At 73.0% G+C, this 19,369-nt stretch carries 16 protein-coding genes; 8 read left to right on the top strand and 8 right to left on the bottom strand.

All coding sequences use genetic code 11. The features are described 5' to 3' along the window. The first annotated feature begins 141 nt into the window (after positions 1-141). Positions 142-693 (top strand): hypothetical protein, encoded by a 552-nt coding sequence (locus C1I99_RS16040; protein WP_233512531.1) that lies wholly within the window; start codon positions 142-144, stop codon positions 691-693. A 13-nt stretch (positions 694-706) separates the two neighbouring features. After that, the gene (locus tag C1I99_RS16035; protein ID WP_111135020.1) at positions 707-1,558 is read left to right on the top strand and encodes a class F sortase; all 852 of its coding nucleotides are present in this window, start codon (positions 707-709) and stop codon (positions 1,556-1,558) included. Positions 1,559-1,596: 38 nt separating this feature from the next. On the opposite strand, the gene C1I99_RS16030 is transcribed toward C1I99_RS16035, so the two are convergent. Next, on the bottom strand, positions 1,597-2,130 hold the full coding sequence (locus tag C1I99_RS16030) for an HNH endonuclease (RefSeq protein ID WP_111135019.1): 534 nt from the start codon (positions 2,128-2,130) through the stop codon (positions 1,597-1,599). A gap of 281 nt (positions 2,131-2,411) precedes the next feature. On the opposite strand from C1I99_RS16030, the gene C1I99_RS16025 reads away from it, so the two are divergent. The 3 genes from C1I99_RS16025 (at position 2,412) to C1I99_RS16015 (ending at position 5,576) form a co-directional block, all read left to right on the top strand. Then, positions 2,412-3,464: a mechanosensitive ion channel family protein gene (locus C1I99_RS16025; protein ID WP_233512530.1), complete on the top strand. Its 1,053-nt coding sequence runs from the start codon at positions 2,412-2,414 to the stop codon at positions 3,462-3,464. Between the two features lie 244 nt (positions 3,465-3,708). Further along, positions 3,709-5,100: an MFS transporter gene (locus C1I99_RS16020; protein WP_111135018.1), complete on the top strand. Its 1,392-nt coding sequence runs from the start codon at positions 3,709-3,711 to the stop codon at positions 5,098-5,100. A gap of 53 nt (positions 5,101-5,153) precedes the next feature. Beyond that, positions 5,154-5,576: a globin gene (locus C1I99_RS16015; RefSeq protein ID WP_111135017.1), complete on the top strand. Its 423-nt coding sequence runs from the start codon at positions 5,154-5,156 to the stop codon at positions 5,574-5,576. 24 nt (positions 5,577-5,600) lie between these two features. Here the strand turns inward: C1I99_RS16015 and C1I99_RS16010 are convergent, their stop codons facing one another. From C1I99_RS16010 to ettA, 4 genes are all read right to left on the bottom strand, one after another. After that, a complete protein-coding gene (locus C1I99_RS16010) occupies positions 5,601-6,188 on the bottom strand; it encodes a type III secretion system chaperone family protein (RefSeq protein WP_111135016.1) in 588 nt (195 codons plus the stop codon). 131 nt (positions 6,189-6,319) lie between these two features. After that, the gene (locus C1I99_RS16005; RefSeq protein ID WP_199562160.1) at positions 6,320-7,054 is read right to left on the bottom strand and encodes a DUF8185 domain-containing protein; all 735 of its coding nucleotides are present in this window, start codon (positions 7,052-7,054) and stop codon (positions 6,320-6,322) included. Continuing rightward, entirely contained in the window at positions 7,051-7,497 is a 447-nt protein-coding gene (locus tag C1I99_RS16000) for an acyl-CoA thioesterase (protein ID WP_111135015.1), read from the bottom strand. The genes C1I99_RS16005 and C1I99_RS16000 overlap by 4 nt, the downstream gene beginning before the upstream one ends. Positions 7,498-7,520: 23 nt before the next feature. Beyond that, positions 7,521-9,197: an energy-dependent translational throttle protein EttA gene (gene ettA / locus C1I99_RS15995; protein ID WP_111135014.1), complete on the bottom strand. Its 1,677-nt coding sequence runs from the start codon at positions 9,195-9,197 to the stop codon at positions 7,521-7,523. Positions 9,198-9,500: 303 nt separating this feature from the next. On the opposite strand from ettA, the gene C1I99_RS15990 reads away from it, so the two are divergent. Together C1I99_RS15990 and otsB are read left to right on the top strand one after the other, a co-directional pair. Then, a complete protein-coding gene (locus tag C1I99_RS15990; protein ID WP_111135013.1) occupies positions 9,501-10,901 on the top strand; it encodes an alpha,alpha-trehalose-phosphate synthase (UDP-forming) in 1,401 nt (466 codons plus the stop codon). 41 nt (positions 10,902-10,942) lie between these two features. Beyond that, a complete protein-coding gene (gene otsB, locus C1I99_RS15985; RefSeq protein WP_111135023.1) occupies positions 10,943-13,504 on the top strand; it encodes a trehalose-phosphatase in 2,562 nt (853 codons plus the stop codon). A gap of 122 nt (positions 13,505-13,626) precedes the next feature. Here otsB and cobA read toward each other — a convergent pair whose 3' ends face one another. Genes cobA through cobC form a run of 3 tightly spaced genes read right to left on the bottom strand, consistent with a single transcriptional unit; the run spans position 13,627 to position 17,110 of the window. Then, positions 13,627-14,889 (bottom strand): uroporphyrinogen-III C-methyltransferase, encoded by a 1,263-nt coding sequence (gene cobA, locus C1I99_RS15980; RefSeq protein WP_111135012.1) that lies wholly within the window; start codon positions 14,887-14,889, stop codon positions 13,627-13,629. Further along, positions 14,886-16,019, bottom strand: coding sequence for a nicotinate-nucleotide--dimethylbenzimidazole phosphoribosyltransferase (gene cobT / locus C1I99_RS15975; RefSeq protein WP_111135021.1), 1,134 nt, complete (start codon positions 16,017-16,019; stop codon positions 14,886-14,888). The genes cobA and cobT overlap by 4 nt, the downstream gene beginning before the upstream one ends. Then, the gene (gene cobC / locus C1I99_RS15970) at positions 16,019-17,110 is read right to left on the bottom strand and encodes an Rv2231c family histidinol phosphate aminotransferase CobC (RefSeq protein ID WP_111135022.1); all 1,092 of its coding nucleotides are present in this window, start codon (positions 17,108-17,110) and stop codon (positions 16,019-16,021) included. The genes cobT and cobC overlap by 1 nt, the downstream gene beginning before the upstream one ends. A gap of 122 nt (positions 17,111-17,232) precedes the next feature. Between cobC and C1I99_RS15965 the strand changes: the two genes are divergently transcribed. Beyond that, on the top strand, positions 17,233-19,365 hold the full coding sequence (locus tag C1I99_RS15965; protein ID WP_111135011.1) for a transglycosylase domain-containing protein: 2,133 nt from the start codon (positions 17,233-17,235) through the stop codon (positions 19,363-19,365). Positions 19,366-19,369 lie beyond the last annotated feature (4 nt).

Here is a 19,369-nt window from a genome sequence, read left to right as displayed (position 1 = left end):
GCTGAGACCCCACCGCCCGGCACCGCTGAGACCCTGGGCGCCGCCTGCCCGGCCGGGCCGCCGGGTTAGCGCCCGGAGCAAGGGGAAAGCCCCGTGGGTCGCCCCAGCAGGACCGGTACACCGGTGCCGGGAGGGAGGATCATGCGGGGTCTGCGACCATACGGGGGAACACTCTTCCCATCGATCATCATCCGACTGCTCGGGGCGTTCGCCCTGGTCGGGGCGTTCGTCCTGATCGGGGCGTTCGTCCTGATCGGGGCGGGATCCGCCCGGGCAGGCGAGAACATCTTCGTCGAGGTAACGCCGAACCCCGCGCAGGCGGGCACCCGGGTGAGCATCCGGGCCAGTTGCGACAACGCCAACAACAGGCAGGCCGACGTGCAATCCGACGCCTTCGGGCGGGTGACGCTCCGGCCGGACAACGGCTTCCTGACCGGCCAGGTGACGATCCCGGGCAACAAGGACCCCGGCGACTACCCGGTCGACCTGCGCTGCCAGAACGGCAAGACGGCGACCACCACGCTCACCGTGCTGAACATGGAGCAGCCCACCAAGGGACCGGCGACCGGGGGCGGAGGCACCGCCGGCGGCCCCGGCACCGGTTCGCTGCTGCTGATCGGCGGTCTCGCCGCGGTCGCCCTCACGGTGGGGTTCGGCTTCCTCGGCAACCGTCGGACCGGGAACGGTTCCTGACCCGCCACTCGCCATGGCCGGCTCCCACAGGCGTACCCCGGACCCGGACCCGGATCGGGTCCGGGCGCCGGCCCGACGGGCCCTGCGCGCGTCCGGCCGGCTGGTCGTGGCGGCCTCCGGCCGGCTGCGCCGGGTGGCTGCCGAGGCGGTCTCGGCCAGCATGGCGACCACCGACCCGGCCGCCCGGCCGCTACCGGCCCGCCCCCGCCGCGCCTGGGTTCCGGCCGGTCCCCGGCGGCTGGTCGGCAGCGCGGGCCCCGGGCTGCCGGTCCTGGTGATCGGGACGCTGATGGTGCTGATCATCGCGATGCTCGGGGTGGAGCGGGTCACCGGGATCAGCATGCTGCCGGACCGGTTCATCGCGGGGCTGCGGCCGCCGCCGAAGAAGTTCCCGGTGCTGCCGGCCAGCCGGCCGGTCGGCATCGCCATCGACACCCTCGACCTGCACGCGCCCGTGCACAGCGTGGGCATCGCCGGCGACGGCAGCATCGCCGCACCGGACGCCGCCCGGGCCCAGGAGGCCGGCTGGTACGACCAGGGACCGACCCCGGGACAGTACGGTCCGGCCGTGATCGTCGGGCACGTCGACACCAGCACCGGCCCGGCCGTGTTCCACGATCTGCGGCAGCTGCGTTCCGGGGACCGGATCGAGGTCACCCGCGCCGACCGCAGGGTGGCGGTCTTCGAGGTGAACTCGGTGGAGCGGTTCGACAAGCAGCGGTTGCCGGCCGACGAGGTCTTCGGCGACTTCAGCCGGCCCAACCTACGGTTGATCACCTGCGGGGGGCGCTGGGTCGGCGGGGAGACCGGCTACGCCGACAACGTGGTGGTCTTCGCGTCACTGGTGCAGGCGCGGCCGGAGTGAAACGTGAGGGGGTCAACCGGCGCCGGGGAATCCTCGGTTCAGGCGGCCTCGGGCTCGCGCAGGTCGAGCCAGTCCGCCCAGCGCGGATCCGGCGCCCGGTGGCCGAGCACCCGCCACGCGGTGCCCTTCGGGGCCGCCGGCAGCGCGTGCAACCGCCAGCCCAGCTCGGCCGGCGTCTTGTCGCCTTTCGTGTGGTTGCAGCGGGCGCAGGCGGCGACGACGTTCTCCCAGGCGTGCCGCCCGCCCCGGCTGCGCGGGAAGACGTGATCGATGGTCTCCGCCGGGCCCCGGCAGTAGGCGCACCGCCAGCCGTCCCGGGCGAAGATCGCCCGCCGGGACAGCCCGACGTGGGTGCGGTAGGGCACCCGTACGAAGCGGGTGAGCCGGACGACCGACGGCACCGGCAGCGAGTTGCGGGCGCTGTGCAGCACCCCGTCGCCGTCGGCGACACAGACCGCCTTGGCGGAGAGCACGAGGATGGCGGCACGACGCACCGACACGACACACAGCGGCTCGTAGGTGGCGTTGAGGACCAACGCGCCGGAGCCCACCATGGGTCGTATGTCAGGCATCGGGCTCACCCTCCCGGTTCAGCGGCCCCCGCTCGCCACCGCCGACCGGGAACGGGCACAGCGACCCACCACGGCCGACGCCGGCCGGATCACCGACGTCCGTGCGCCAATCGTCCCTGATAAGACCCCGGATTGCACGTACTAATCCGGGCTCCCCCGGGAAGCTTTCGCCGCGCATGCCGGGATGATCCGGTTCGGTGGCGTACGATCCGCAGAGCGGGGGCGCCGGCGGGCGGTGGGTCGGCGCGGAGCGACCGCCCGGAGTGCGGTACGAAGACATCGTGACCGTTGCCAGCCTGACCCCGCTCGCCCTGCCCGCCGCGGAGGGGCCGCAGCCGGACCCGTCGCCCACCTGCTTGGACGACACCCTCTGCCGGAGCGTGTTCGACCTGACCCGCTCGGTGTGGTTCGCCGAGGGCAGCTACTGGATCCTGCTCAAGCCACTGCGGATCGCCCTGATCCTGTTACTGGCCGTGGTCGCCCGGTGGCTGGTGCACCGGACCATCAAGCGGCTGGTGCGCACCACCACCGGCGGCGCCGTGCCCACCCTGCTGCGGCCGCTGCGCGAGCGGATCCCCACCGCCGCCACCGAGCCGGGCGAGTTCATCCCCGAACGCCGCCGGCAGCGCGCCGAGGCGATCGGCTCGGTGCTGCGCAGCCTGGCCACCGCGTTCATCTTCGGCATCGCGCTGCTGATGGTGCTCAAGGAGTTCAGCTTCGACCTGGCCCCGCTGCTGGCCAGCGCCGGCATCGCCGGGGTGGCGCTCGGCTTCGGCGCGCAGAGCCTGGTCAAGGATCTGATCGCCGGCCTGTTCATGCTGGTGGAGGACCAGTACGGCGTGGGGGACATGGTGGACCTCGGCGAGGCGAGCGGTGTGGTGGAGTCGGTGGGCCTGCGGGTGACCACCGTCCGCGACGGGCGGGGCGTGCTCTGGTACATCCGCAACGGCGAGATCATCCGGGTGGGCAACAGGAGCCAGGGCTGGGCGCTGGTCGTGGTCGACCTGCCGATCGGCTTCGCCGGCACGGAGGAGGCGACGGCGGTGCTGCGTACCGCAGCCGCGTCCGTCGCGATGGACCCGGCACTGGCGCCGGAGATCGTGGAGGCGCCGGAGGTGCTGGGCGTCGAACAGGTGACGGTGGACGGAGCCGTGATCCGTACGGTGGTCAAGACCACCGCCGACGGCCAGTTCGCGGTCGGCCGGGAGCTGCGTCGCCGGCTCGCCGAGGCGCTGGAGAATTCCGGGATCACCGCCAAGATCGCCGCCGCCCGGCTCTACCCCGGCGTGCCGACGCGGCCGCCCGGCGAGACCGGCCAGGGCGGCGCCACCTGACCCGTGGACGGTGGCCGCGCAACCGGGGGTCGCGGGCCGGCCGGCCCCTCGGGTATCGTCCGTTCGTTCAGTCGGAGATGCGACGATCAATCCGTTCGCCCTAGCCAGTCGTCGGACGATCGGGCAGAATCCGGTGCACACGCTCCCCCCGGAGCGTGATCACGTCCTCGCTGATCCGTAGATCTGACGACGGTTCCCGGCCCGGCTGTCACGAGCGGCCCGCCGTGGGAACGATGGAGGCGACGTGTCCGACGAGCGACCCTCCCCGGAAGGGCCGGCCACCTTCCGTGAGGTGTTCGCCGAGCGTGAGTATCGGGCCGTCTTCGCGGCCAGCGCTCTGTCCTGGATCGGCGACTACATCGCCAAGGCCGCGGTCACCCTGCTGGTCTACCAGGAGACGCGCTCGGTCGCCCTCTCGGCGGCCGCCTTCGCGGTGAGCTACCTGCCCTGGCTGGTCGGTGGCCCGCTGCTCGCCACGCTCGCCGAGCGCCACCGCTACCGGCAGGTGATGGTGGTCTGCGACCTCATCCGGATGGCGCTGATGCTGGTCATCGCCATCCCCGGCATGCCGGTCGAGGCCATCCTGGTCCTGCTCTTCGCCACCACGCTGGCCAACCCGCCGAGCCAGGCCGCCCGGTCGGCCCTGCTGCCGCTGATCCTCACCGGGGACCGCCTGGTGGTCGGGTTGTCCGTCAACGGCAGCGTCGGCCAGGCCGCCCAGGTCGTCGGCTACCTGGCCGGCGCCGCCATCGCGGCGTACGACCCGATGGCGGCCCTGCTGATCAACGCGGCCACCTTCGCCGTGTCGGCCGCACTGGTCCGGACCGGGGTGGCCGACCGGCCACCGGCGATGTCCACCGAGCACCGCAGTCACCTGCTGCGGGAGACCGGCGACGGCTTCCGCATCGTGTTCGGTACCCCGGTACTGCGGTCCATCGCGGTCCTGGTCTTCAGTGCCATGCTCTTCTCCGTGGTGCCCGAGGGCCTCGCGGCGGCGTGGGCCAACGAGCACGCCGGCGGCATGGACGCCGGTGTCGCCCAGGCGGTCATCATGGCGGCCAACCCGGTCGGCTTCATCGTGGGCGGCCTGCTCGTCGGGCGGGCCTTCGGGCCGGAGCGCCGGCTCGCCCTGATGCGGCCGTTGGCCGTGCTCTCCCCGCTGGCGCTGGTGCCCGCGCTGTTCGACCCGCCGCCGCTGGTGGTCGCGCTGCTCGCCGCCGCCTGCGGGTTCGCGGTCGCCGGCATGCTGCCGGTGGCCAACGGCCTGTTCGTGCAGGCGCTGCCGGACGGCTTCCGGGCCCGCGCCTTCGGCGTGATGGCCACCGGCGTCCAGGTCATCCAGGGCCTGGCCGTGATGGTCACCGGCCTGCTGGCGGAGCGCTTCGCGATCCCGGTGGTGGTCGGTGTGTGGAGCGCCGCCGGCGTCCTGCTGATGACCCTCGCGGCGCTGAGCTGGCCGAGCCGGCAGACGATCGACGCGACCATCGCCGCCGCCCAGCGGGCCGGTACGGCGGTGGAGCCACCCGCCGGCGCAAGTCACCGGCCGGGAGACGAGCGGCGGCCGCCGGAGGAGCAGCACGACGGGGTCGGCGGCCGGCCGGGCGAGCCGGGCCGGCGCCGGCACGCGGTGACCTGACCCACAGCGCACACCCCCGGCCCGGCCCGGACGGGGCCTGGCAGGATGGAACGGTGAATCCCGCAGGTGAGTCCGACCGTCCGTCGACGACGCTCTTCGAAGCGGTCGGCGGCGAACCCACCTTCCGCAAGCTGGTGGACGAGTTCTACGCCGGCGTGGCCACCGACCCGCTGCTGCGCCCGATGTATCCCGAGGAGGACCTCGGCCCGGCGGCGGACAGGTTGACCCTGTTCCTGATCCAGTACTGGGGTGGCCCGAACACCTACTCCGCCCAGCGCGGGCACCCGCGGCTGCGGATCCGGCACGCGCCGTTCCGGATCGGCGCCGCCGAGCGGGATGCGTGGCTGCTCCACATGCGGCGGGCCGTCGACCGACTCGACCTGCCGGCGGAACTCGCCACGCCGCTGTGGGACTACCTGGAGCGGGCCGCGTACTTCATGGTCAACGCGATGGACGACCTGGCCGGGCCGGCCTGACGCGCACCACGTCGGGGCCCCGCCTCAGAGCAGGGCGCCCTCGTCGTGCAGCCAGTCGACGAAGCTGGTGGCCACCGCGGCACCGCAGTCGAGCATCTCCACCAGGAGCGCGTCGTGCGCCCCCGCGCCGAACGGCACCTGCAACTCCGCATAGATCGGCAACTGACCGCGCTCGGTCGGGTCGCCGATGTAGGCCTTGCAGAACCGGCGGGTGTGGTTCCACTCGTTGACCACCCGGTAGGCCCGGTCGGCCCAGTCCGGCGGCACCGTCGCGTGCGGGCGGGCCCGCATCACGAGGATCTCGTCCTCCGGGCCCTCCAGGGTGACCAGCACCGCGTGCCGCTCCCACATGGCCAGCAGGTTCCCGTCGCCGTCGGCCAGGTAACGCACGTCGAGCAGGTCGAGCGCGTCACAGACCCGGCCCAGGGTGACCGGCTCGACGGTGGCCGGTATGTCCGCGATCTGGGGCCGGTCGGGGGCCGGGCAGTCGTCTCCCGGCTGACGGGGGGCCGGCGGTCCGACCCGGACGGTGCCCTCCACTGTGATCCCGCTTCGACTTTCCGGGTCGCCGCCGCCGTTGGCGGGACCGGGGCGCCATGACCACCACGGCATCGCTCGCGCACCTCACTCCCCAGCGGATCCAGCCGCCTACGGTGCGTTGGATCCGAGGATGGACGGTACCCGGACAGCCGGGTTGAGGCATCCCCCCAACGACAGCCCCAGGCCAGAAGAATGATCCCGGGTCATCCGAACGGATGATTCGCGGCCGGCCTTACGACAAGATCCGTCGCCTTCTGCGACCAGACCGCTCCGTATGGTCCCACCAGACCGATCCACCGGCCCGCCGTGCGCACCTGGATGCCGGCCGGCGCGCCGTCCCCCGGCGCGGCGCCCAGGAAGCCCATCCGGACCAGCCCTTGGACCAGCCGCTGGGTCACCTCGACCGGTCCGGCGGACGGATCGTCCGGGGTGACCACCAGCGGCACGTGGTCGAGCAGCGCGTCCCGCAGCGCCCGTTGCCCGACCGCCCGGCCGCCCACCCCGTGCGCGGCCGCGCTGCGCAGGGTGCCCGCGGCCGCCTCCGCGATCCGCCGCACCTCGCCGGCGGGCACCGTCTCCACCCGGCGGCTCGCCGCCGGTGGCAGCGGCCACCGCCACTGCGCGTCCCGGCGGCCGGGCAGGGTCCCGCTCCCCGCGGCCAGCTCGGCCAACAGCTCGCCGGCCGCGACGGTGGCGTCGCCGGGACCGGCCCCGGCCACCGTGCGGCCCGCCAGGACCCCCCACGGCAGGCGGGCCCAGAGGACGGTACGCCCACCCGCGTCGCCCGCCCGGAGCCGGACCAGCGCCCGCGGGTCCAGCCGGACGAGCCGGGCCAGGAACGCGCCGGCGTCGGCCACGTCGACGATCCCGTGCCCCGGCGCCGCGCTTTCGTCCGGCGGCGGCGCGGAGCCGGTGGGTCGCCGGCCGGCCGCGCTCACGCCGGCCCGCCGGACGGGGCGTACGCGAGCAGGAACTCCCGTTCGGCCGGGGTTACCCGGCGCGGCGCCTGCCGGTCGAGGTCGAACGGGACCAGCACCGAGCGGGCGCGGCTGGCCAGCACGTCACCGTCGTACAGCTCGTAGGCGACGGTGAACGAGGCGGCCCGGATCTCCTCCACCCAGAGTTCGATCCGCACGGTGGGCGCCGCCTCCGCGCTGGCCCGGCCGAGCGCGTAGTCGACCGGGCGCAGGTAGTCGACCTCGTGCCGGCGGATCACCACGCCGTCGGCGAACGAGCCCACCCCCCACGCCCGGCCGCCGGCGAACATCAACGCCACCCGCGCCTCCTCGTACAGCGTGAGGAAGCGCGAGTTGTTGACGTGGCCATACGCGTCCAGGTCGGACCACCGCAGCGTGCAGTGGTAAACAAACCGATCACTCACCGATCAGCACCGGCCCGCCGCACTCAGTCGCGGGTGAGCTTGCGGTAGGTCACCCGGTGCGGCCGGGCAGCCTCGGCGCCCAGCCGGTCGATCTTGTTCTTTTCGTACGCCTCGAAGTTGCCCTCGAACCAGAACCACCGCGCCGGGTTCTGGTCGTCACCCTCCCAGGCCAGGATGTGCGTGGCCACCCGGTCGAGGAACATCCGGTCGTGCGAGATGACCACGGCGCAGCCGGGGAACTCCAGCAGCGCGTTCTCCAGGCTGCCGAGGGTCTCCACGTCGAGGTCGTTGGTCGGCTCGTCCAGCAGGATCACGTTGCCGCCGATCTTCAGCGTCAGCGCGAGGTTCAACCGGTTGCGCTCGCCGCCGGAGAGCACCTTGGTCGGCTTCTGCTGGTCCGGGCCCTTGAACCCGAACGCCGCGATGTACGCCCGGGACGGCATCTCGACCTTGCCCACCAGGAGGTGGTCCAGCCCGTCGGAGACGGTCTCCCAGACCGTCTTGTCACCGGCCAGGCCCGCTCGGCTCTGGTCGACGTACGACAGCGAGACGGTCTCGCCGACCCTGACCGAACCGTCGGTCGGCTCCTCCAGGCCCACGATGGTCTTGAACAGGGTGGTCTTGCCGACGCCGTTCGGGCCGATCACGCCGACGATGCCGTTGCGGGGCAGCGAGAAGCTGAGGTCGTCGATCAGCACCCGGTCACCGAAGGCCTTGGTGAGGTGCTGCGCCTCGATGACCGTGCTGCCCAGGCGCGGGCCCGGCGGGATCTGGATCTCCTCGAAGTCCAGCTTGCGGGTCTTCTCGGCCTCGGTGGCCATCTCCTCGTACCGGTCGAGCCGGGCCTTGGACTTGGTCTGCCGGGCCTTGGCGTTGGAGCGGACCCACTCCAGCTCCTCGGCGAGGCGCTTCTTCATCTTGGCGTCGCGGCGCCCCTCGACCCCCATCCGGGCGGCCTTCTTCTCCAGGTAGGTGGAGTAGTTGCCCTCGTACGGGTAGGCGCGGCCGCGGTCCAGCTCCAGGATCCAGTTGGCCACGTTGTCGAGGAAGTACCGGTCGTGGGTGATCGCGATGACCGTGCCGGCGTACTTGGCCAGGTGCTGCTCCAACCACTGCACGCTCTCCGCGTCCAGGTGGTTGGTGGGCTCGTCGAGCAGCAGCAGGTCAGGCGTCTCCAGCAGCAGCTTGCACAGCGCGACCCGGCGGCGCTCACCACCGGAGAGCTGGGTCACGTCGGCGTCCGGCGACGGGCAGCGCAGCGCGTCCATGGCCAGTTCGAGCTTGGAGTCGATGTCCCAGGCGTCGGCGTGGTCCAGCTCCTCCTGGAGCCGGCCCATCTCCTCCATCAGCTCGTCGGAGTAGTCGGTGGCCATCTGCTCGGCGATCTTGTTGAACCGCTCCAGCTTGGCCTTGGTCTCCGCGACCGCCTCCTCGATGTTGCCCAGGACGGTCTTGGCGTCGTTGAGCGGCGGCTCCTGCGCCAGCATGCCGACGGTGAAGCCGGGCATCAGGCGGGCCTCGCCGTTGCTCGGCTGGTCCCAGCCCGCCATGATCTTGAGCAGGCTGGACTTGCCGGCGCCGTTCGGACCGACCACACCGATCTTGGCCCCCGGCAGGAAGTTCAGCGTCACGTTGTCGAGCACGACCTTGTCGCCGTGCGCCTTGCGCGCCTTTTCCAGGACGTAGATGAACTGGGCCACGGTGCGGGCTACCTCCGTAATTGCGACTGGGTTGCGGGGCACGGGCGCGGGCTGCGACCGCCGCCCGCCGCCGCCGGCCGGGGGCCGGCCGCGCGCACGCCGTCATCAATCCTGACAGGTACGGCGGGCTACGCCCACATCACCCCGCCCGGCGCGTGCCGGGCGGGCCCTGCCGGCAAGATCACGTTGGCGGTTCGGCGGGCGTGGGACGGGTAGGTAACTCCGGCACGGGGCTCCAGACGCCGCAGCTACGCTCAGTACGCTCATCGCGGTGGACCCGTCAGCACCCGGAGGTGGCCGATCGTGACCGTCCGTAGCTCCTTTGTCGTAGTGGCGAACCGACTGCCGGTCGACGAGGTGAGCACACCCGAGGGACGGCAGTGGCGACGCAGCCCCGGCGGGCTGGTCACCGCACTGCACCCCGTCCTCGCCGAGCACCAGGGCACCTGGGTCGGCTGGGCCGGCGGCACCGGCGCCGCGCCGGAGCCGTTCGACCTGGAGGGAATCCGGCTGCACCCGGTGCCGCTGAGCGCCGAGGAGCTGGAGCGCTACTACGAGGGGCAGTCCAACGCGACGATCTGGCCGCTCTACCACGACGCGGTCGAGACCCCGGCCTACAAGCGCCGCTGGCGAGAGGCGTACCGGCTGGTCAACGCGCGGTTCGCGGAGGCGGCGGCGGAGGTCGCGGCCGAGGGCGCCACGGTCTGGGTGCAGGACTACCAGCTCCAGCTCGTCCCGGCGATGCTCCGCGAGCTACGGCCGGACCTGCGGATCGGCTTCTTCCTGCACATCCCGTTCCCGCCCATCGAGCTGTTCATGCAGATGCCGTTCCGCACCGAGATCCTGCGCGGCCTGCTCGGCGCCGACCTGGTCGGGTTCCAGCAGCGGCTCGCGGCGCAGAACTTCGTCCGACTGGCCCGCCACCTGCTGGGGTTGCGCTACGAGGGGCAGATGATCCAGGTCGACGGCCGCCAGGTGAAGGCCGGTGCCTTCCCCATCTCGATCGACACCAAGGAGATGGAGCGGCTGGCCGCGGATCCGGCGATCCAGGCCCGCGCCAAGGAGATCCGCGAGGAGCTGGGCAACCCGAGGACCATCGTCCTCGGCGTGGACCGGCTGGACTACACCAAGGGCATCGAGCTGCGGCTCAAGGCGTTCCGGGAACTGCTGGCTGACGGAAAGTTGACAGTGCCGGACGCGGTTATGGTGCAGGTCGCCACCCCGAGCCGCGAGCGGGTGGAGCACTACCAGGCGCTTCGTGTCAAGGTAGAGCGCGAAGTTGGTCGGATTAATGGCGAATTCGGCAGGGTGGGTGTGCCGGCAGTGCATTATCTGCATCAGTCGTACAGTCGCACTGAACTGGCCGCGATGTACGCCGCTGCCGACGTGATGATGGTGACCCCGCTGCGAGACGGAATGAATCTGGTGGCCAAGGAGTACGTCGCATCGCGCGCCGACCAGGGCGGCGCGCTCGTGCTCAGTGAGTTCGCCGGCGCCGCAACCGAGCTGCGCCAGGCGTTCCTGTGCAACCCGCACGACCCGGACGCGGTCAAGGATGCCCTGCTGCGGGCCGTGCATGTCGAGAAGCCGGAGGCCCGCCGCCGCATGCGGACTATGCAACGCCATCTGCGTACCCACGACGTGGGGCACTGGGCGAAGTCGTTCCTCACCGAGCTCGGTGTGCCCCAGGCGGAGGCGGCGTGAACACCGCCGCCAGCGATATCGCCATCCCGGCGGCGGGCACGATGGACCCGGAGCTGCGTACGGCCATCGGCCGGATCGCCCGGGTCCCCCAGCTCCTGATCGCCTGCGACTACGACGGCACCCTGGCGCCGATCGTGGCAGACCCGAGCAAGGCGGTACCGCTGCGGGAGTCGGTGGCGGCGGTGCGCGCCCTCGCGGCGCTGCCGCAGACCACCGTGGCCGTGGTCTCCGGGCGGGCACTGCGCGATCTGGCCGCCCTGTCCCGGCTACCCAGCGAGGTACACCTGGTCGGCAGCCACGGCTCCGAGTTCGACATCGGGTTCGTCGAACGGCTCTCCCCCGAGCTGATCGCCGTCCGCACCCGGCTGCGCGACGCGCTGCGCGAGATCGCCACCGCCCATCCCGGCGTCCGGTTGGAGCGCAAGCCGGCGAGCGTCGCGGTGCACACCCGCGGCGTGGACCCGCAGATCGCCGCCACCGCCATCGAGGCGGTCCTCAGCGGCCCCGCCACCTGGGGAGACGTCACCGTCACCCAGGGCAAGGAGGTCATCGAGCTGTCGGTGGTGGCCACCCACAAGGGCACCGCCGTCGACCAGCTGCGCACCCAGCTCTCGGCCAGCGCGGTGCTCTTCATCGGCGACGACGTCACCGACGAGAACGCCTTCGGCAACCTGCACGGGCCGGACGTCGGCATCAAGATCGGCCCGGGCGACACCAAGGCCGGCTACCGGGTCGCCGAACCGATCGAGGCGGCCCGGGCGCTCGGGCTGCTGCTGGAGACCCGGCGGCACTGGCTCTTCGGCGAGCGAGCGGTGCCGATCGAGCGCCACTCGATGCTGGCCAACGGTCGCACCATCGCCCTGCTCACCCCCGACGCCAAGATCACCTGGCTCTGCCACCCCAAGCCGGACTCGGCGGCGATCTTCGCCGACCTGGTCGGCGGCAGCCCGGCCGGGCACTTCAGCGTCTCCCCGGAACGCGGCGGCATCCCGCTCGGCCAGCGGTACCGCTCCGGCACGATGACCGTCGAGACCCGGTGGTCCGGCCTCACCGTCACCGACTGGCTGGACAAGCCCGCGGCGGAGACCACGCCGGACGGCCCGGCCATCGTCAGCGGGGACTCGACGCTGATCCGGGTACTCAGCGGCTCCGGCCGGGTCCGGCTGGAGTTCGCGCCCCGGCCCGAGTTCGGCCAGGTGGCGGTGCAGCTGCAACCGCTCGGCGACGGCCTACTCGTCCTCGGGTCGAACGAGCCGGTCGCGCTCTACTCCCCCGGCGTCGAGTGGGAGGTCAACACCGACGGCGTGTACGAGAGCGCGAAGGCCGTCGTCGACCTCCGCGCCGCCGGTGGGCAGATCGTCCTGGAGCTGCGCTTCGGCACGCACAGCCTGGAGCACCACCGGCTGCCGATCCACGATCGGCAGGCCGCGGCGGAGCAGCCGTGGAAGGACTGGGTGGCCTCGCTGCGGCTGCCCAACACCGCGCGGGATCTGGTCATCCGCAGCGCGCTGACCCTGCGCGGGCTCTGCCACCAGGCCACCGGCTCGATCCTGGCCGCCGCCACCACCTCACTGCCCGAGGAACTCGGCGGCGTCCGGAACTGGGACTACCGCTACTGCTGGCTGCGGGACGCGGCGATGACCGCCCGGGCACTGGTCGATCTCGGCTCGACCGAGGAGGCCGAGGCGCTGCTGCGCTGGATCGACGGCGTCGTGGAGCGAACCGGCGGCCACCCGGAGCGGCTGCACCCGCTCTACACGGTGGACGGCTACGAGCTGGGCGCCGAAGCGGTCATCGACACCCTGCCCGGCTACGCCGGCTCTCGCCCGGTGCGGGTCGGCAACCTCGCCAACCACCAGCTCCAGCTGGACGTCTTCGGCCCGATCGCCGATTTGATCGCCGCCGTGGCCGACGTGCGCGGCTCGGTCCGCGACGACGAGTGGCGGGTGCTGGAGAACATGGTCGAGGCGGTCCGCCGCCGCTGGCACGAGCCCGACCACGGCATCTGGGAGGCCCGTCTCCCCCCGCGGCACCACATCTTCTCGAAGGTCATGTGCTGGATGACCGTCGACCGGGCGTTGCACGTGGTGCGCCAGCACGGCGGCGAGGACCGCCCGGAGTGGGTGGAGCTGCGCGACCGGATCGGCGCCAACGTGCTGGAGTACGGCTGGCACGAGCACGCGGAGGCGTACAGCGTCGCGTACGGCGACGAGGAGATGGACTCCTCGTCGCTCTGGATCGGGCTGTCCGGCCTGCTCCCCGGCGACGACCCGCGCTTCCTCTCCACCGTGCTCAAGATCGAGGCGGAGCTGCGCAGCGGCCCGGTCGTCTACCGGTACCACTGGGACGACGGCCTGCCCGGCCGCGAGGGCGGCTTCCACATCTGCACGGCCTGGCTGATCGAGGCGTACCTGCGCACCGGCCGGCGGACCGACGCCGAGGAGCTGTTCGCGCAGATGACCCTCACCGCGGGCCCCACCGGGCTGCTCCCCGAGCAGTACGACCCCCTCGCCGAGCGCGGGCTGGGCAACCACCCGCAGGCGTACAGCCATCTCGGCCTGATCCGCTGCGCCCTGCTGCTGGACAACATGCTCAAGCAGTGACCTGACCGGCGCGATCGGCGGCCGGAGGCTCCTGCCTCCGGCCGCCGTCGGGTGACCGGTCCGGGAGAACCCTCACCGCGGTGATCACCATGGCACACCTCGCCGGTCGGCGCCGGACACCCTCACCCGTCCGGGTCGGCCGGTTCGTCGCCCCGCGGGGACAGGGCCGGGACCACGTCGCCGACGACGACCACCGCGGGCGGCCGCAGACCTGCGGCCGCGACGTCGGCGGCGACCGCGCCGAGCGTGGAGCGGAGCACCCGTTGGGCGCCGGTCGTGCCCTCCTGCACCACCGCCGCCGGGGTGTCCGCGGGCCGGCCGTGCGCGACCAGCGTGGCGGTGATCGCCGCCAGGTTCTTCAGGCCCATGAGGACGACCAGCGTGCCGCGCAGCCCAGCCAGGTGCTCCCAGCGCACCAGCGAGGCCGGCGAGTCGGGTGGGACGTGCCCGGAGACGACGGTGAACTCGTGGGCCACCGCCCGGTGGGTGACCGGGATACCGGCCGCCGCCGGAGCCGCGATCGAGCTGGTCACGCCGGGCACCACGGTCACCGGCACGCCGGCCGCCGCGCAGGCCAGCAGTTCCTCGCCGCCACGGCCGAAGACGTACGGGTCACCGCCCTTGAGCCGGACCACGAACCGGCCGGCCAGGGCACGCTCCACCAGGATCCGGTTGATCTCCTCCTGGGCCCGGGCCGGACCGTACGGGATCTTGGAGGCGTCCACCAGCTCGACGTCGGCGCGCAGCTCGTCGAGGAGCAGTCCGGGCACCAGCCGGTCGGCGACCACCACGTCCGCCTGGGTGAGCAGCCGCCAGCCCTTCACGGTGATCAGTTCGGGGTCACCCGGGCCGGCACCGACCAGCGCGACCCGCCCCGGTGTGGCGTCCGCGGGCCCACCCGGGCGCACCGGCGCCCCCGTCGCCTCGCCCACCCGCGCCGCCAGCAGGTCACGCACGGCATCCCGGACGCTCATCGCCCGGCGCGGGTCACCCCCGCCGAGCACCGCCACGGTGACCGGCCCGTGCCGGGTCACCGCCGGCGTCCACGCCGTGGCGGCGGCCCGGTCATCGGCACGGACGCAGAAGATCCGGCGCTCGGCGGCGGCGGCGCTGACCGACGCGGCCGCGATCGGGTCGTCGATCGCCACCTGGACCAGCCACGCCCCGTCCAGGTCGTCCGGGGCGAACCGGCGCGGGGCCCAGTGCAGCCGTCGCGCGTCGACGTGCGCGCGCAGCGCCGGGGTCAACTCCGGCGCGACCAGGAAGACGTCCGCACCGGCATCGAGCAGGGCCGGCACCCGCCGGGTGGCGACCGCTCCCCCGCCCACCACGACCACCCGCCGACCGGCGAGGCGCAGGCCGAGGGGGTACGGGTTGGTGCTCACTTCTCGGCCACCCCCGCCGAGTCGAAGGTGGCCACCTCGTGCAGCACGCGGACCGCACCGGTGACCACCGGCAGTGCGAGCAGCGCGCCGGTGCCCTCGCCGAGCCGCAGCCCGAGGTCGACCAGCGGGTCGAGACCCAGCCGGCGCAGCGCCACCGTGGCACCCGGCTCGGCGGAGCGGTGCCCGGCGACCATGGCGCCGACCGCGTCCGGGGCGAAGGCGGCGGCGGCGAGCGCGGCGGAGACCGCGATCACCCCGTCCAGCAGCACCGGGACCCGCCGGGCGGCGGCGCCCAGGATCAGCCCGGCCAGCGCCGCGTGCTCCAGGCCGCCGACTGCGGCCAGCACGCCCAGCGGGTCGGCCGGGTCGGGCTGGTGCCGCTCCAGCGCGGCCCGGACCACGTCGACCTTCCGGGCGTACGTCGGGTCGTCCACCCCGGTGCCGCGGCCGGTGGCCTCGGCCGGGTCGGCCCCGGTGAACGCGGCGACCAGGGCGGCGGCCGGCGTGGTGTTGCCGATGCCCATGTCGCCGGTAAGCAGGATGCCGGCACCGCCGTCGAGCAGCTCGTCGGCGACCCGGATGCCCGTCTCCACCGCCGCCCGGGCCTCGTCTCTGGTGAGCGCGGCGGTGACCGCGAGATCCCGGGTGCCGGGGCGGACGTTCGCGGACACCAGCCGGGGTGCGCGGACCACCTGGCTGGCACCGGCGCGTGCGGCCCGGTCCGCGCTCTCGCGGGGGGCGGGCGTGTTCGCGGCGGCGGCCGGCTCGACGGGCAGCGGGGTGGCCACGCCGACGTCGACCACAGTGACCGAGGCACCGGCCTGCCGGGCGAACGCGTTGACCACCGCGCCGCCGGCCAGGAAGTTGCCGATCATCTGCGCGGTCACTTCCTGCGGCCACGGGGTCACCCCCTGGGCGTGCACGCCGTGGTCACCGGCGAAGATCGCCACGGCGGCCGGTTGCGGCAGCGGCGGCGGGCAGTGCCCGGCCAGGCCGGCGAGGCGTACGGAGAGCTCCTCCAGGGCGCCGAGCGAACCGGCCGGCTTGGTCAGCCGGCCCTGCAACTCCCGCGCGGCGGTCATCGCCGACTCGTCCAGCGGCCGGATCGCCGCGATCGTGGTCTCCAGCATCATGCCTCCAGGATCTCCGCCAGTACCTCGGTGAACGCATCGGTGGTGGCCGGGTCGCGCACGGCGAGCCGCAGCCAGTCCGGACCGAGGCCGGGAAAGGTGTCGCCGCGGCGCACCGCCCAGCCACGCTCCCGCAGCAGGTCGCGCACCCGCGCCGCTCCGGGCAGGTGGATCAGCACGAACGCGCTGGCCGGGCGGCCCGCCACGCGTACGCCAGGCAGGGCCGCCAGGCGGTTGACCAGGTGCGCACGGTCGGCGGCGAGCCGCGCGGCGATCATGCGCTCGGCCGCGACCGCGACGGGCGCGGCGCAGGCCGTCGCGGCCGCCAGGGCGGGGGTGGAGACCGCCCAGAGGGGCTGGACGGCGGCCAGCCGCTCCAGCAGGGCGGCCTCGCCGAGCAGGTAGCCGATGCGCAGCCCGGCCAGGCCCCAGGTCTTGGTGAGGCTGCGCACCACCAGCAGCCCGGGCAGATCCCGCCGGGTGGTCAGGGATTCTGGTTCACCGGCCACCCCCACTGCGGCGGTGGTGTCGGCGAACGCCTCGTCGACCACCAGCACCCGACCGGGCCGGGCCAGGACGGCCAGGTCGGCGGCGGCGTGCAGCACCGAGGTGGGGTTGGTCGGGTTGCCGATCATGACTAGGTCGGCGTCGGCCGGCACCCGGGTCGGGTCGAGCCGGAAGTCGTCGGCCGGGTCGAGCAGCACCCGCTCCACCCGGTGCCCGGCCGCGCGCAGCGCCGCCTCCGGCTCGGTGAACTGCGGGTGCACCACCACCGGCCGGCGCACCCCGCGCAGCGCCTGGGCCAGCAGCACGAAGCCCTCGGCCGCGCCGGCGGTGAGCAGCACCTCGGCGGGCGGGCGGCCGTGCCGCGCGGCGACGGCGGCTCGGGCCGGCCCCGGATCGGGGTACGCGGCCAGGTCGGCGAGGGAGGCGGTGACCGGGTCGGCCAGCCAGTCGGGCATCGGGGCCCGCCGCACGTTGACGGCGAGGTCGACCAGCCCGTCAGCCACCTCGGCGTCACCGTGGTGGGTGAGGTCCGGCTCGGCTCCGTTGCCCAGGTCGGGGGACGGAGCGACAGGCTGACCACGCATGACCGCGATCCTGCCGGGAAGGCGGCGCAGGGGACAGCCGATCCCGGCGTGGGTCACATCACCACCCCCCGCGTTTATGAGTTCTTCTCATGCACGAATCGGAAATGTCATAACTTGGCCAGGTGAGCAACCGACCCCTTGCTGCCGCCGGTCGTCTCGTCCCTCTCCTGCGCGCCGGCCTGATCGCCGGCATCGTGCTCGCCGCCCTGGCCTATCCGGTGGCCGCCGCCACCGGCATCGGCGCCAAGGTCACCGCGCACGCGCTGGAGCACAAGACCAAGATCCTCACCAGTGCGTTGCCGGCCGAGACGTCCTACCTGTACGCGCCGGACGGCAAGACCGTCCTGACGATGTTCTACGAGGAGTACCGGCAGTACACCAAGCTGTCGGACATCTCGCCCAACATGCAGCAGGCGATCGTCGCCGCCGAGGACTCCCGCTTCTACCAGCACCGCGGCGTCGACCCGAAGGGCGTCGCCCGCGCCTTCGTCGCCAACGCCCGTTCCAGCGGCGTCTCCCAGGGCGCCTCCACGCTGACCATGCAGTACGTCCGGATGGCGCTGCGGGACAGCGCGCGGACGCCGAAGGAAGTGCAGGAGGCCACCCAGCAGACCAGCCTGCGCAAGATCCGCGAGATGCGGATGGCGCTCGACCTGGAGAAGGAGCTGAGCAAGGAACAGATCCTGGAGCGCTACCTCAACTCCGCGTACTTCGGGCACCGGGCCTACGGCATCTACGCCGCCAGCGAGATCTTCTTCTCCAAGCCCCCGAAGGACCTCACGCCGGTCGAGGCGGCCACCCTCGCCGGGCTGGTCAAGTCCCCGTCCGAGTACGACCCGGCCAGCTCCGACCAGAAGGACGCCACCGCCCGGCGCAACTACGTGCTGGACCGGATGGCCCAGCTGGGTTACCTCTCGCCCGATGATGCCGCCCGGGCCAAGCGCGAGCCGATCCGGCTCAAGCTGACGTACCCGCCGAACGACTGCGCCTCGGTGCCGGAGAAGTGGAACAGCTGGGGCTTCGCCTGCGACTATCTGAAGAACTGGTGGAGCGCGCAGCCCGCGTTCGGCGACAACCGGCTGGAACGGATGGACAAGCTGCGCCGGGGCGGCTACCGCATCGTGCTCAGCATGGACCCGAAGATCCAGGAGGCGGCCGAGAAGAATGTCGGCACCAAGGAGAACACCGGCAGCCCGTTCGCCAACGGCATCGTGGTCTCCGAGCCGGGCACCGGGCGGGTGAAGGCGATGGCGGTGAACCGGACGTACTCGCTGAACCTGGAGGACAACCCGCCCAGCAACAACCCCGAGGCCGGGCCGAAGGTGAAGGCGAACTACCCGAACACCGTCGCGCCCCTGCTCGGCGGCGGCGACCTGCCCGGCTATCAGGCCGGATCGACGTTCAAGATGTTCCCGATGCTCGCGGCGCTCGACTCGGGCATGACCCTGAACACGACGTTCAACGCTCCGTACCGGTATCGCTCGGAGGTCTACGACGGCTGGGCGCCGTCGAACGCCAGCGGCGCGATGTCCGGTGTGCAGACCATGTGGTCCGGCTTCGGCAAGTCGGTCAACACGTACTTCGTGTGGCTGGAGGAGCAGGTCGGCGCGGACAAGGCGGTCCGCCTCGCCGAGCAGCTGGGGCTGCGGTGGCGCACCGACGTGGACAGGGAGCACGCGTCCCCGGCCAAGGCGAAAAAGTGGGGCGCCTTCACCCTGGGCGTCTCCGACGCCACCCCGCTGGAGATGGCCACCGCGTACGGCGCGGTGGCGGCGGACGGCCGGTACTGCGAGGCGATCCCGGTGCAGGCGATCTTCAACCGGGACGGGACCCCGACCACGTACCGGACCGCCTCCGGCATCGAGCGGGAGGTCGCCAAACCGCGCTGCCGGCAGGTGGTGAGCGCCGACGCCGCCCGGGCGGCCACCGACGCGGCCCGCTGCCCCACCGGGGACACGCCGGCCCGCGGCGGCTGCGGCGGCTGGTCGACCGCGGACAGCGTGCGGGGCACCGTCGGCCGCCCGGTGGCCGGCAAGACCGGTACCACCGACAGCACCCGGTCGGCCTGGTTCGTCGGCTACACCCCGGAACTGGCCGCGGCGAGCTTCATCGCGGATCCGGACAACCCGTTCAACGCGGTCGGCGACGGGCAGTCCCAGATCCCGATCAACGCGGTGGCCCAGACCCTCCGCGACGCACTCAAGGGCAAGCCCACCCGCGAGTTCAACCCACCCTCCGACGCGATCGTCGGATGACCGC

Source organism: Micromonospora deserti, from assembly GCF_003236335.1.
Lineage (GTDB): Bacteria > Actinomycetota > Actinomycetes > Mycobacteriales > Micromonosporaceae > Micromonospora > Micromonospora deserti.
The sequence above is the reverse complement of the archived record's forward strand: the minus strand, read 5'-3'. Positions and strand labels throughout refer to the sequence as shown.